This is a genomic window from Alteromonas sp. CyTr2 (assembly GCF_947311905.1).
Lineage (GTDB): Bacteria > Pseudomonadota > Gammaproteobacteria > Enterobacterales > Alteromonadaceae > Alteromonas > Alteromonas macleodii.
Genome location: NZ_CAMZMZ010000013.1, coordinates 51345 through 64960, shown reverse-complemented (window position 1 = coordinate 64960; position 13616 = coordinate 51345). Strand labels below are relative to the sequence as shown.

Annotated in this window: 15 protein-coding genes; 8 read left to right on the top strand and 7 right to left on the bottom strand. The window is 45.2% G+C overall.

Features of this window, described 5'->3' with window-relative positions:
* The first annotated feature begins 96 nt into the window (after nucleotides 1–96).
* Genes QME20_RS09345 through QME20_RS09325 form a run of 5 tightly spaced genes read left to right on the top strand, consistent with a single transcriptional unit; the run spans nucleotide 97 to nucleotide 6707 of the window.
* The gene (locus QME20_RS09345; protein ID WP_080589202.1) at nucleotides 97–747 is read left to right on the top strand and encodes a pilus assembly protein PilV; all 651 of its coding nucleotides are present in this window, start codon (nucleotides 97–99) and stop codon (nucleotides 745–747) included.
* Entirely contained in the window at nucleotides 744–1601 is an 858-nt protein-coding gene (locus QME20_RS09340) for a PilW family protein (protein WP_281715829.1), read from the top strand. The genes QME20_RS09345 and QME20_RS09340 overlap by 4 nt, the downstream gene beginning before the upstream one ends.
* Nucleotides 1598–2161, top strand: coding sequence for a PilX N-terminal domain-containing pilus assembly protein (locus tag QME20_RS09335; RefSeq protein ID WP_014950125.1), 564 nt, complete (start codon nucleotides 1598–1600; stop codon nucleotides 2159–2161). The genes QME20_RS09340 and QME20_RS09335 overlap by 4 nt, the downstream gene beginning before the upstream one ends.
* Before the next feature lie 8 nt (nucleotides 2162–2169).
* Nucleotides 2170–6240: a PilC/PilY family type IV pilus protein gene (locus tag QME20_RS09330; RefSeq protein WP_281715828.1), complete on the top strand. Its 4071-nt coding sequence runs from the start codon at nucleotides 2170–2172 to the stop codon at nucleotides 6238–6240.
* A 2-nt stretch (nucleotides 6241–6242) separates the two neighbouring features.
* Entirely contained in the window at nucleotides 6243–6707 is a 465-nt protein-coding gene (locus QME20_RS09325; RefSeq protein WP_014950123.1) for a type IV pilin protein, read from the top strand.
* A gap of 81 nt (nucleotides 6708–6788) precedes the next feature.
* Here QME20_RS09325 and QME20_RS09320 read toward each other — a convergent pair whose 3' ends face one another.
* Genes QME20_RS09320 through QME20_RS09305 form a run of 4 tightly spaced genes read right to left on the bottom strand, consistent with a single transcriptional unit; the run spans nucleotide 6789 to nucleotide 9241 of the window.
* Nucleotides 6789–7049 carry a hypothetical protein gene (locus QME20_RS09320; protein WP_281715827.1) on the bottom strand — a complete coding sequence of 87 codons (261 nt, stop codon included), beginning with the start codon at nucleotides 7047–7049 and terminating at the stop codon, nucleotides 6789–6791.
* A 47-nt stretch (nucleotides 7050–7096) separates the two neighbouring features.
* A complete protein-coding gene (locus QME20_RS09315) occupies nucleotides 7097–8068 on the bottom strand; it encodes a hypothetical protein (RefSeq protein WP_281715826.1) in 972 nt (323 codons plus the stop codon).
* Nucleotides 8055–8693: a potassium:proton antiporter gene (locus tag QME20_RS09310; RefSeq protein ID WP_281715825.1), complete on the bottom strand. Its 639-nt coding sequence runs from the start codon at nucleotides 8691–8693 to the stop codon at nucleotides 8055–8057. The genes QME20_RS09315 and QME20_RS09310 overlap by 14 nt, the downstream gene beginning before the upstream one ends.
* A complete protein-coding gene (locus tag QME20_RS09305; RefSeq protein WP_281715824.1) occupies nucleotides 8687–9241 on the bottom strand; it encodes a prepilin-type N-terminal cleavage/methylation domain-containing protein in 555 nt (184 codons plus the stop codon). The genes QME20_RS09310 and QME20_RS09305 overlap by 7 nt, the downstream gene beginning before the upstream one ends.
* A 78-nt stretch (nucleotides 9242–9319) precedes the next feature.
* Here QME20_RS09305 and QME20_RS09300 point away from each other — a divergent pair, with 78 nt between their 5' ends.
* Nucleotides 9320–9712, top strand: a complete 393-nt coding sequence (locus tag QME20_RS09300; protein WP_014977002.1) for a prepilin-type N-terminal cleavage/methylation domain-containing protein — start codon at nucleotides 9320–9322, stop codon at nucleotides 9710–9712.
* Nucleotides 9713–9750: 38 nt separating this feature from the next.
* On the opposite strand, the gene QME20_RS09295 is transcribed toward QME20_RS09300, so the two are convergent.
* On the bottom strand, nucleotides 9751–10296 hold the full coding sequence (locus QME20_RS09295; RefSeq protein ID WP_281715823.1) for a GspH/FimT family pseudopilin: 546 nt from the start codon (nucleotides 10294–10296) through the stop codon (nucleotides 9751–9753).
* A 413-nt stretch (nucleotides 10297–10709) separates the two neighbouring features.
* On the opposite strand from QME20_RS09295, the gene nadE reads away from it, so the two are divergent.
* Complete coding sequence (nadE, locus tag QME20_RS09290; protein WP_014950116.1) at nucleotides 10710–11546, top strand: ammonia-dependent NAD(+) synthetase; 837 nt, start codon at nucleotides 10710–10712, stop codon at nucleotides 11544–11546.
* Nucleotides 11547–11548: 2 nt separating this feature from the next.
* Nucleotides 11549–11887 carry a P-II family nitrogen regulator gene (locus tag QME20_RS09285; RefSeq protein WP_014950115.1) on the top strand — a complete coding sequence of 113 codons (339 nt, stop codon included), beginning with the start codon at nucleotides 11549–11551 and terminating at the stop codon, nucleotides 11885–11887.
* Nucleotides 11888–11971: 84 nt separating this feature from the next.
* Here the strand turns inward: QME20_RS09285 and QME20_RS09280 are convergent, their stop codons facing one another.
* A complete protein-coding gene (locus tag QME20_RS09280) occupies nucleotides 11972–12457 on the bottom strand; it encodes a peptidylprolyl isomerase (protein WP_014950114.1) in 486 nt (161 codons plus the stop codon).
* Between the two features lie 59 nt (nucleotides 12458–12516).
* Entirely contained in the window at nucleotides 12517–13563 is a 1047-nt protein-coding gene (locus QME20_RS09275) for a glycine cleavage system protein T (RefSeq protein WP_049586589.1), read from the bottom strand.
* Nucleotides 13564–13616 lie beyond the last annotated feature (53 nt).

Below are 13616 nucleotides of genomic sequence, written 5' to 3'. Positions count from 1 at the left end.
TTAATAACCATTGATACCCAGTGTTATACGCTTTTGTCTTACTATACTACATTGGTGATAACACCAATTTGAATGTTAGGTATATGGCAAAAAAAGATGATTGCTGAAAAGGTGATAATGAAGCGAGTGAAGGGAAGTCATATTCGCGCACAACACGGTGCAGGTCTTATAGAGATCTTAATCACCTTATTTATATTAGCGGTGGGCTTACTGGGTGTTGCTGCGCTCCAGTTTACGGGCTCTTTTGCCAATAAAGACGCAATAAGCCGAACTCAGGCCGAAATGGTGGCAGCACAAGTTGCAGAACGATTGAGAGCCGCCGCTCGCCCAGCAACAGTGGGAGACGGCATGGTAGTCAACAATGCGTACTTCTCTAGCGATACCTATAATTTTGCCACGTTAAGTTGTTCTGGCTCGTCTCATCCTTATCACTGCTACTGTCTGGCAAGGCCGGCAGGGATCCCAAATTGCGAAGGCCAGGCCTGTACTGAAGCACAGATGGCTGAGTACGATGGTTGGGCGCTATCGTGTTCAGCGGTACAAACCAATCCTCAAACTAAAGTGTCGGTATCGTGTGACGACAACAATACGGCAGATATTTACAGCTGTAGTGCAGGTTCTCGTGTAGAAGTGTTGTTGACGTGGCCTGTCGCTTCTTCGGGAAATCAGACCTATACCCTTAATGCGCGATGTAACGAATCTGAAGGTGACAGTAACGCATGTGTGTTTAAGGACATTACATTATGAATGCACGTCGCCACCGCCCACAGCAGGGTTTCTCCCTTGTCGAGTTAATGATTACGTTAACGCTGGGGTTAGTGATATCAGGCGCGATTATTCAAGTGCTCGTCAGTAGTAGCGTGACGAATAAGCTCAATCAAGCCGTGGCTCAAGTACAAGAGTCAGGCCGCTTTATCATGGCTCGCCTCTCAGCAGAATTCTATGAAGTCGGCCGTTATGATCAGATAGTCGCGGATGTGGATACATCCGTTGATATCGTTGCCGAAGCGGCCTATGTGGAAAATCACCCCATCGCTGTAGCAGGGGATTTCGCTACCAACGCGACACTAGGCAGTATACAAACCTCTAGTGGCGGCAGTGATAAGCTGGTTGTGAGCCTACTAAGTGACGAAGATTGTACTGGAAACCAGCACGGCTATGGCGGTCTCGAGTTTCACGTTGTTAATCACTACTTTGTAAGCGGCAGTACACTTAAGTGCACAGGATATGATGGTCGGGTACTTCGTGGTCTAAAGGTGCAGACAGTGTCGCCCCTTACCGTAACATTGCTCGATAACGTCGAAAGTTTCCAAGTGCAGTTCGGCGTTTCAAGCAGCATTACCAATTCTCAAGGGCAAGCTGTTTCGTATGTAACCGCAGATGAAATTGAAGGTTTAAGGGCGCTTAATCAACAAGTTGTGTCACTGCGCTGGGCGCTAATGCTTAAAAGCTATCAAAATGAAGTGAGACAAACACAGTCTCAGAAATATGCGCTGTTAAACGAAGCATCTAAAACGATGGACACGGCCCATTATTATCAAGTGTTCTCAAAAACGTTGGCACTTCGAAATATGAAAAATTTTGTCAGGAGTTCGCGATGAAACAACAAGGCTTAGTGATGGTATTCGCACTTCTTGTGTTGCTTTCAATCACTGTTTTAGGGGTAAGCGCGGTAACCAGTAGCTTGTCTCAGTCTAAAATGGCAGTGTCTATGCAGCAAAGTGGTTTGGCTTTTGATGCTGCTGAAGCAGCGATCGCGGGCGTTTTCTTTGAATCTGAAGATGAAACCCTACTTACCGACCCGAATAAGACAGACCCGCTCTCGGAAGCTCGGCAGGGTAACGTGTTTGACCCTGAAGCAGATTCAATGAGCTGTTTCGATGACGGGGAGTGGACTGACAGATACATGACTGAAGGCGGCCTTGCTGTTGGTGACAGACATGTGGTGGATGGCACGTATCAAAGTGAGGCCTCGTCAAAGAGTTGGTCGCGCACTGCGTTTATCAGAGAGCAGGCTTGTCGAGGCTCGAGTAACGTGATTGGTGGAAGCAACGTCAATTGCCATGTATTCATTATCAGAGGATGTGGGAAAGTGGCGGGTAAATCTTCTGTTGTGGCGAACAGCTTGGCTGCCTCTGTATTTGGCCCTGCGTCTCAATAGGTATTAATATGAAGAAACTCTCGACTTACCTTGCCTCTATTACACTATTTAGCTGTATCGGTTTCTCTGCGTTTGGTGACGACCTTGATATTTACCTAGGCAACGCAAATAACGCCGTAACCTATAACCCGAATGTGCTGTTTATCATGGACTCATCGGGAAGTATGGGATCTTACGATAACACCAGCCAAACTCGAATGTTGCGCGTACAGAATGCACTAAAAGAAGCGCTCGGTTCGGCGACCAATATTAACGCAGGTTTGATGCGTTTTTCGGATTACGGTGGCCCAATCCTCTATCCGGTTCGCAATATAGATGAAGCGGTAAGACCTGAAATTATCATTTCAACCAACGACGACGATCACGACGCACATGAAATAGACGGTAGCGTTACCACTGACAGCAATGACCTTGTATTAAGCAGCGGTACCCAAACCGTAACCTCTGGTCTGCGTTTTACCGAGTTAAACATACCTCAAGGCGCGACAATCGTTAATGCCAGTATTAGGTTTACTTCAGAAAAATTCAATGTGGCGGGTACATCCCTTGTCATATCAGCTGAAGCATCGGCATCAAGTACAGCCTTTGCTTCGTCTTCGAACAATTTGAGTGCGCGAACGAAGACCGCGGCTAACGTTGAGTGGGCAACCGATAATAGCTTTCCCGCCTCAGGCGAGGTGATAACTACACCTGACATAAGTGCAGTCATTCAAGAAGTCGTCGATTTATCGGCATGGTGTGGCGGTAAGAACCTTAATATTTTAATAGAAGGCTCTAGCACCGATTCAGCAAGCTCTCGTGAGGTAAGAGCCAGTGACGTAGGCCAAAGTGGTGCGCCACAGTTGGTGGTAACTTATGATGACTCTACCGCTACGGGCTGTGTTCAAGGCGAAGCAATTTATCAAGTAGCCAGTTCACGAGATAACTTGGAAGAGAACGTAAACGGCTACCCGAATACCGGCAGTGAACTGACCTTCCACCCATCTTACAATGATTACATTGGCGTTCGATTTCGCAATGTGAACATTCCTCAAGGGGCGGTAGTAACAGAAGCGTATCTTGAGTTTACTGCTTACAGTACGGTGACCTATGGTAACCCGAGCATGCGCATTAGGGGCGTAGCTGATAATGATGCGTCTGATTTTCATCCAGACCGTCGTAACCGCTTACGAAATTTGCCTAAAACATCGGGTATTACTTGGTCCATGCCTGATTTTTACAACAATTATACCTACCGTACGCCTGACGTGAGCAACATTGTTAAGCAAATTGTTGATCGTTCAGGGTGGCAGTCAGGTAACGATATGGCATTTGTTCTTGATGATTTTGTGTCGTACCGCGGTGCGCATACGTATAACAACTCGCCATCTAAAGCACCGAAGCTTATTGTGAAGTTTAACGGCTCGGCGACACCTGGCGCTTCAGCAACGGTCCGTGAACATTTGATCAGCAAAATAGATGAGCTTAGCGCCAACGGTCTAACCCCTATAGTAGACACATTGTTGGAAGCGGCTAACTATTATGGCGGTAGAGACGTAGATTATGGGCGAAAACGTGGGGAAAGTGACGTTAGCAGCTCTGTGCGAAGAAGTACTCGTGTGAGCCACAGAAGCTCTTATATAGGTGCAGATTCAATTTTGCCTTCGGGCTGCTCGGAAGACAACTTGTCAGACAGCGACTGTATCACTGAGCAGATCCCAACACCGGCAAGTTACATTTCGCCAGTGTCTGACCTACAGTGCCAAACGAACAACCACATTGTTTTATTGTCCGACGGTGAAGCGAACAACAACCACAGTGTTTCGAAAATTCAGACGTTACTTGGTAAAAGCTGTACCGGAAGTAGCGGTGAGAAGTGCGGCCTAGATTTAGTGAGAAATATCAGTGAAGCGTCAACGTCAGTAATAGGCCCAAGGGTTATTACACACACCATTGGGTTTGCGGCGAACAATAACGCCAACAACTTCCTTAATCAGCTTGCTTTGCAAAGTGGTGGTGGTTTCTATCAGGCAGATAACAGTACGGATTTGCTCGAGGCGTTTAATACTATTTTGCGTTCTGTAAAAGATATTAATGCAACCTTTGTGTCGCCTGGTGTGGCGGTTAACCAGCTAAACCGTCTAACCCATAGAGATGAATTATACTTCGCATTGTTTAAGCCGAGCGAAGGGGCGATTTGGCCTGGGAACCTCAAACGTTATCGCTTAAGTGGTGATGAAATTCTCGATAAAAACAGCCTAAATGCGGTGGATAGCGTTACGGGATTCTTCGCTGAAAATGCACATAGCTATTGGTCAACCCTTGCTGACGGCAGCGAGGTGAGTGAAGGTGGAGCAGCCAGTCGCTTGGGCGGGAACCGAAATATATACGTGTTCAATGATACGGGTAGCATTGTAAGAAGTGCCAATGAATTACACGAAAACAATACGAATATAACGAATGCTGACCTTGCCATTCAGGATGAAACTGACGCGAATGCACTAAGAGATGCCATCTTAAAGTGGACTCGAGGCGTGGACGTAAAAGACAGTAACGGCGATGGAAGTACAACTGACTATCGCTCTCAAATGGGCGATCCCATTCACTCTCAGCCTATAATTGTTAACTACGGTACTGACGACTCGGCCATTTTTGTCGCCACCAACCAAGGAATGTTGCATTCATTCGACACTTCAACAGGCGAAGAGAACTTTGCCATCATGCCCAAAACATTGCTGCAGAATCTACATCATTTTTATAAAGACACATCATCGCTAGAGCACAAATATGGCTTAGATGGTGACATGATTCTAAGAACAGTTGGAGACAACAAGTACCTTTATGTTGGTATGCGCAGGGGGGGACGTAATTATTATGTCTTTGATGTGACGCAAAAGACCTCACCCACGCTGAAATTCAAAATTGAAGGCGGGGCGGGGACGCTGACAAAGTTGGGCCAGACGTGGTCGAGACCAACAATCACTAAAGTGAACATGGGCGGACAAGTTAAAAATGTCATGATTGTTGGCGGTGGCTACGATGACGCACAAGATGATCGTGCTATTCGAGCAAATGATGTCGTTGGCAATGCTGTGTTTATGTTCGACGCTGATACTGGCAGCCTTTTGTGGCATGCAAGTAATGAAGATGCGGATTTAAACTTAACGAATATGACATACAGCGTTCCAGGGCGAATTTCAGTTATTGATAGGGATAACGATGGGTTTGCGGACCATATGTATGTGGCCGATATGGGCGGCCAGTTATTCAGGTTAGACATCTATAATGGAAATTCAGGTACGAATTTTATAAAAGGCGCGCGCATTGCCGACTTCGGTGGCGACACAGCAGAAACCAATCGACATTTCTACTATGGGCCAGACGTAACAGAGATAGCGCTAGGCGATGAGTTGTATTATGGCATAGCCCTTGGCAGTGGATGGCGTGCATCTCCGCTAGATACCGTAGTTGAAGACAACTTTTATATGCTTAAAGACAGCGGCGTATTTAACCGTGATGTAAATGGGAATTACACATTTATGCAAACGGTTTATGAGAGTGGAATGTACAACGCCACGAGTCATGCCTTAAATAGTAGTGACGAGGGGGAGCGTGAGTTGGCTTCACAGGACTTTGCTAACAAGGCTGGGTGGTATTTGAATTTAACCACTAACGGTGAAAAGGTACTGTCTTCTCCGCTAATTATCGATTACAAGGTGTTCTTTACGACCTATGTTCCGGCGGCGAGTAGTACCAGTGCATGTGCTCCGCCCACGGGTAATAGTCGCGCTTATTTAGTCAGTATGTTTAATGGCAACGCCGTCACAGATGTAAATAATGACGGAGAAGTTAACGACGCTGACCGCTCAGCAGAATTAAAACAAACTGGCATCGCACCAGAGACCAAAATTCTTATAGAAGATATTGTGAGCCCAGTGGTTTGCTTGGGTACTGAATGTGTCTCAGCAGTGATTGACGTTGATGAAGATGGCAACGACGAGGCATGTACTAACGCATTTGAGTGTTTAGCTGAAAATATTTACGGAAGATTCGAGCGAATTCAGCGTGGTAGTTGGCACTCAGAAACAGAGAGGGAATAATTGTGAAGCATAAAAAAACAGAGAGCGGATTTTCATTAATTGAGCTTATGATAGTCGTGGCGATAGTGGGCATTATTGCCGCCATTGCATACCCTTCTTACCAAGGTGTTATTGCCGATGGATACCGCGGCACAGGGCAGGCTGACTTGTTGGGGTTCGCATCTGCAATGGAACGTCATCACAGTGGTTCTTTCAGTTATGAAGGTGCGGCAAGTGGTGGCGCAAACACCGGCGCGCCAGCCGTTTTTTCTACTTATTCTCCGTCTTCTGAGCCCCAAGCAAATCGCCGTTATAATTTAACTATACAAGCGGCCAGCGCAACAGCTTATGAGTTGAGGGCAACGCCAGTCAGCGGCACAGGTCAAGCATCAGATGGCACGTTGTTTTACTTCAGTGATGGGAGAAAGGGTTGGGATAAAAATAACAATGGATCCCTTGAGTCCGATGAATATTGCTGGTCATGCTAATTATTAATACTGGTAGATATTCGTTAAGCGATTAATGCCACAGGTCGTTTTGACGCCTTAAAAAAACGTGGCGTTGATGTGCTATTGGGCTGAAATTACCAGTAATGACGGTTCACCAAATATTGCGATGTCATCCCAACGTTGGTCAACCGGGTCGTTAACCAGGGCGAGTCGAACCGAATTCAATGAGCCATTGTGCTCAGCGTTTTCATCCAAAGTCATTTGAAAGAGAAGCCTAGAGTCAATGCGAGTGGCAAGTAGATAGGTGGTAGTGCTTGTTAAAATAAGCAGTGCCAGCAACACTTCAATTAAAATACTTCCTGTATTTTTCAATTTAGGCATCTTTGAGGATCCTTTATTTCTGGTTTTTCGTTTACCTAATATTCAGCTCAATCGTTTGTTGAGTTATTCCTATACCATGAACCCGGGATAGGGATAATTTTAGCGAGTGTAGTGTGCGATTGAAGGTTTTTTAGCACCGTGGTGGACGGTGTTAATGACCCATCAAGACTCGTGTTCAAGGGGTGGTTGGAAACGTAAGCGCCTTTTATAGATGCCTCAGGCGAAACATGCAAAGTGTGCGTATATGGCGTGGTGGAAAGCATAACTATCAAACCATGGAATTGCGTATCGGCGTGAAGTGAAAGGTCGCCATCCACTATCAGTAGCATTAAAGGCTGGTTTTCGTCTGAGTGTGCTATATCTTCGTTATCCAATTGGCAATCTCCCTCTATCCAGAAAATACTGGCAGGCGGAAGGTTCACACAATCCTGTTTAGCAACGCTTTGAGGAAAATACGTCGCACTCAGGTGCTCTATGCTTCGATTAAACAGCCATTCGGTAAGCTGATTGTCCCATGATAATTGTTGAGTTGAAGTAGGTAGCCTTAACAGTGACGGATAGCGCAGAAATTTAGCTGTAAAAATCGTATTACTTTCGTCTTGGGAAACCCGCACGTCAAAGTGTTGCAAAGACTGCTGTTCTTCACCAACTAAATCGGTCTGCTCAATAAGTATCGTTGCATTGGATGTGTCTATCCTATTCAACGTTTGCGAGACCGAATGACTTCGTAACAACGTGGCGATTTCTTTGACTTGCTGCATGTGTGTAACATGCGCCTTCTCGGTATCCCGCTTTGTCTTTTCAATCGTATAAAATTGTTGAACCTGCTGTGATGTACTTATAGCTGAGAAGGTAATAGCGCTTAATAATATGGCCACAATTCCCAACACGGCGATGCCTTGCTGAAAACGAAGCGGTGCAGTAGGGCGTGTAGGTACAACCCCTCCATGGCTTGTTCTAAACTCAGTTTTTCTGTTGCCTCTTTGAGGGCACTGCATTTCGGTATTAGTCGTAGGCATTGACAGCCTCAACTATGAACGTTCTGGCGCTTTTGACGGTAGGATCAACTTTACTGTGCAACTCTATTTCAATTTCATAGGCACTTCCCCAGCTACTGCTGTGCCTTCGGTTAACCGTGAATTTGGTGGCAACGGTAGTTTGCGTATCGGTTAAGTCGTACCAACCGCTTTGTATACAGGAATGTCCCGCTACTCGGTACTCGATGGCATTGTCGTGCAATCGGTATCCAAAAAACTCCCCCTGAGCCTGCGATACCACGCCGTCCTTGTTCTTATCATAAGAAAAGGTAACACAGCTATTTTCAGGTTCATTTGCGCGGTGGCCAGTGGTTACTTCGAATACCGTATTTTCGATTGTGGTCGCACCGAAAGGTGATAGGGTGTTAGGGGAGTAAACAAAACCCGCTTTGCTTAGGTGTTGTGTAATTGTACTTTGTAGCGCACGTATGTCGTCTTCTACGCTGGTAGCGTGTTGAATTGATGAGTGTGCAATGTGCGACCGCGCCGCTTGAGTTGCAACGGCTGAAATCACTATACTTGCCAAGCCACAGGCCACCAGCAGTTCGGTGAGACTATATCCACAATACGGCTTGATTGCGCCACGACGCATTACATGTATTAGCATGGCGCTATTCCAGAAATAGACTGAACGCTACATAGCTTTATTCGCCCCAATGTATTAATAACTAACTTTGCCCTGAAGCGCTGGCTTGAAAGCGTTAGCGTCGTATTACTGGCAAAATTGAGGGTACCGTTTTTATTGAACGCGACAATCTTGTCCTCATTATTGGTTGTGCTCAATTCTGTATTCCACCGCGAAGGCAGTGACAAGAAACTCGACTCAGTCAAGGCACAGCTTTGGCGGGTGGCGCAAGAGCACGAGTTTTCTTCGCTCACGAGCACACAGCTATTGTGTTCAATTTGCGCAATCAGGAACATGTTCTTTTTGTCTATTAGTGCTTTCATTCTCGCCTGTTTTGCGAGTGAGGCTATTCCGGTGGCAGCATGTTTAAAGGCATTTCGCTCATTCCATGCATCAAATGAAGGAATAGCAATTAACGATAGGAGACTGATTACTGCCAGTACAACTAGCATTTCTACAAGCGTAAACCCATTCAATCTCCGTTGTGGAATGCTTAGCTTGTTGTTGGATGTGTAAGCGTGAAAAGCCATGCGTAAGTCCAGTTACCCTGCTTAATTCATATTGGTAATCTCAATGTACTGAAATTCAATTAGAGAGATAGCTGTACCATGGAAGGGAATTATAAAGCGTACATACAACATCATCTGACTGAAGGGTTTTCGCTTGTAGAAATACTGGTTGCAACGGCTATAGCAGGCATATTGTGCGTTGCGACTACGTCGGCAATTACCGCTAGCAAACAACTAAGTCAGCTCAACAAGGTCAAAGCGTACCTTCTGTCTGCCCAAGCAATTCAGTCGCGAAGTTGGCTACTCACAGGCGAGTACGTAACGCACGATGCGTTGCCACCCTCTGGAATAGCCAGCGTACGCATCTCACAAACCATCAGCGACACGGGAATGTATGAAATTAGTGCTACACTGACATCTAGAGCATCTACGGACAGCTGTAGAGTAATAAAAATACGTGAAGACGCACTGACGCCCACAGAATGTTGGTAAGAAAATGCTCGAAACTTAACGATACGAAAAGTGAACGGTTAGCTACAGCTTAACTCATTACCTTCTAAGTCTTCTTTTTTGCCGTTGTCATCACTGTCTACGGCAACAGATATTCTTCCGTAAAGCGATAATAAAAGTGCTGATGCATAGTTTGCATCGTTGTTATTGGGACATAAGGTGATGGTTGCGGCGCGGTCTATTCCGCCTTGCTCGTCGAAGATAAGGCTGCCGGTTATACCGGAGATGGTATTGGCATTACTAAGTGGATCGCTTGCTACAATTAAGACCTCATTGTTATTCCGGCTGCCGTTTCCATTTGCATCTATAAACACCATTTTTGCATTGCGCCAACTCGACGTGCAGGCTGTATAGTTTTGCGTAGGGCACAGCACTACGTTGGTTTGTTCGTCTACCGCAGAAAAGCGAGCGCGTTGAACCACTGCACTTAAATTGTTTAAGTCAGAGGTAATTCTATTTTTGATTACGATATTTTGAATGCCAGGCGCAACCGTGGTGAGAATAATGGCAAGAATAGCGACGGCAACAAGCATTTCTAGAAGGGTTAGTCCTTGCTGTCTCGACATTATGGATAGTCGTGCTGTAAGCCTAGTGTTTGTCATAAACGGTATTCGATTCCACGCGTTGCTATAAAGAGAAACAGGCGGGTTTGCTTTTGCGCCGCCTTTCTCCAATGTAATGTTGTAGCGCCATAATTTTACGCTACTTACTCATATTTTAGGGTAAACGAATTTGAGTTGGCAAAGGTATGTTTTACCGCGCAACCGCATATTTGGCCATACGCCTTACGTTTAATGGCTTGTCGTTCTGCTGTGCTTGAATCTCAACTTAATAATAAATAAATTGCTGACCTTAAGTGCTGCACAACTGCAATACCAGAAGAGTAAATCCAAATAGATGTGCGGATACCACTAACATCTGCGGTCAGATTGTCGTAGAATCAAGTTCCAGGACGCCCCAAAAATACGTGGATATAATGATGCAAAAACAAGCAGTTATTGATGAAATGAAAGTGCTGCCTGAAATTGACGTAGAGTACGAAGTCGCACGTCGAGTCTCGTTCATAAAAAAGCAGTTACTTACTTCTGGTTTAAATTCGCTGGTACTGGGTATTAGTGGCGGCATTGATTCATGCACATTGGGTCGGTTAGCTCAATTAGCAGTAAATGAATTAAACGATGAGCACCACGAAAAATACCAATTTATCGCGGTTCGTTTACCTTATGATACCCAAGCCGATGAAGACGATGCACAGAAATCTATCGACTTTATCCAGCCCTCTCATTCTCTTGCAGTGAATGTAAAACCTGGCGCAGATGCTATTCATGCGTCTACTTCACAAGCGCTTGCCAGTGCTAACCTTCTTCCCGACAATGAAGCGAAACAAGACTTTGTGAAAGGAAATGTTAAAGCACGTACTCGTATGGTTATCCAGTATGAAATTGCTGGGATGGTTGATGGCCTCGTTTTAGGTACCGATCATTCGGCTGAAAATATTACAGGGTTTTATACCAAGTATGGTGATGGTGCATGTGACCTTGCGCCGTTGTTTGGTCTCAGTAAGCGCCAAGTACGTGCAGTGGCAGCCCATTTGGGTGCACCACATAACGTCATCACTAAAGCGCCAACTGCTGACTTGGAAAGCCTGTCTCCGCAAAAAGCCGATGAGCAAGCATTGGGCATGTCTTACGACCAAATTGATGACTTTTTGGAAGGAAAGCCAGTTTCTGCGGAAGTGGAAGAGAAATTGCTCTATATTTATGAGCGTACACAGCATAAACGTGTGCCAATTCCAACAATTTACGATGAGTTGTAGTCATGAAAAAAATTGAAGCTATCATTAAACCGTTCAAAATGGACGATGTTAGGGAAGCGCTAGCTGAAGTCGGTATCGCAGGGATGACAGTGTCAGAAGTGAAAGGGTTTGGTCGTCAAAAAGGCCATACTGAACTTTATCGCGGTGCTGAGTACCAAGTTGACTTCCTACCCAAGATCAAAATTGAGCTTGTATTGGACGATGACCGCGTTGAGCAAGCGGTTGAAGCTATTCAAACGTCAGCTAAGACAGGCAAAATTGGCGACGGGAAAATCTTCGTTTACAACGTTGAGACCGCCGTACGAATTCGTACCGGTGAACAAAACGAAGACGCGATTTAATTAAATGGTGTTCATTAAAAAAAGGAGCCAATGGCTCCTTTTTTAATATATTAAGTATTTATTAAAGCTTAATAGCAACGTGACTTAGTGGTCGTGACCACAACCGCCTTCACTGTGTACATGACCGTGCTCAAGCTCTTCTTTCGTTGCTTCTCGTACGTCAACAACAGTTACGTCAAAAGTTAGCGGAATACCGGCAAGAGGGTGGTTACCGTCAACAACAACCTCTTCGTCAGTTGTTTCAATGATAATGACCGATTGCTCACCTTGTGGCGTAGTTGCGCGGAAAGACATACCCACTTCAACATCCATTCCGTCAAACATTGAGCGTGGTACAGTTTGTACAAGTTCGTCAGCACGTTCACCGTATGCTTTTTCAGGGTTTACTGAAACGTTGAAGCTATCTTCCTTCGATTTACCAATAAGTGCATCTTCTAGTCCTTCAATTAAGAAGCGACGGCCTAGTAGTACTACTAGTGGCGATTTCCCTTCTGAAGAGTCTAGCGTTGTGCCGTCTTCGGTAGATACGGTGTAGTGTAGCGTTACAACGCTGTCAGAAGTAATTGTCATAACAAATCCTATCTTGGCCCTTTAATAAAGGGCAATAAATGTAATGCAGTAAAAACTGCTTATCGACGTTTTTTCACAATATTGCTAGCTTTCTGCTCAATACTGTACGGCAAAGTATTAGGGTAACAGGTAATGGCGTTATTATCAGCCAATCTGTGTAAATCTTCGCTGGTGGTATCGTTGTTGAGCACTGCAATAAACCAGGTTTCATTATCAAGCGATGCAACATTGAGTATTTTGCCCGCTATACGCCAATTTTCGCCCAACTGCTTTTCTAATGCATCGCCAGGTTTAATATTTACGTTACCTTCAAGCTTAAAGCTGTAGGCGGCGCGTTTGTTTTTACCCAGAAAGCGGGTTCGCGCAACCACCTCTTGCCCCATATAGCAGCCTTTATCAAAGTCGATACCGTTGAGCGCCTGCACATTAATCATCTGGGGCACGTATTCCGCCACTGCGTCGCCTTGCACTAAAGCGTGTACGCTTTGAATTTGTATAGCGTCAAACACGGTTTGGGGATAGCAAGAAAGGGTTTGCGCCTCTATTAACGAATTTATTTGCTTTGCGCCATTATCATCTAAAAGAACAATAATTCCTTTGCAGCTAGTATTGGCAAAATAGGCGACGCCGTGTTCGCTCTCGACCTTTTCAAGAGAACCATTGTCAGGAGTATCGCTCTCAAGAAGGCGTTCCACTTCGTTTTCGGAGAAAAGCTGGCTTAACGCTGCCTTTACTTCGTTAGTTTTCACTGCATCAAGCGAAATAAAATAAGCGCTGTATGTTTGTGTGTCGTCGAGAATATCAACCTTAGAGAACACACCATACTTATTAAGCTGTGCTAATGAATGACTACCCGCATCTTCATTGGTAACCAACAATAATTTGTTTTGGTGGCGAGTTACGTACCCGGTAGACCACGTTTTGCCTTTATTATCACAATGGGCGAAATGCCTGGCAGTATTCTCGGTTAGCTTATTAATGTTGACCGTAATTTGCCCTTGCAGGTAACTGTCGGCCTGTTCTCCTTCCAAAGAAATTATCATGGCATTTGAAAGTTTGACCACAAATTCACTTGGAAGACTTTGTAATGATGCGATAGATGTCATATTCACCACTGTAAAATTCGCTGTATGTACTCAAGGTATGGTAAAACCACCAA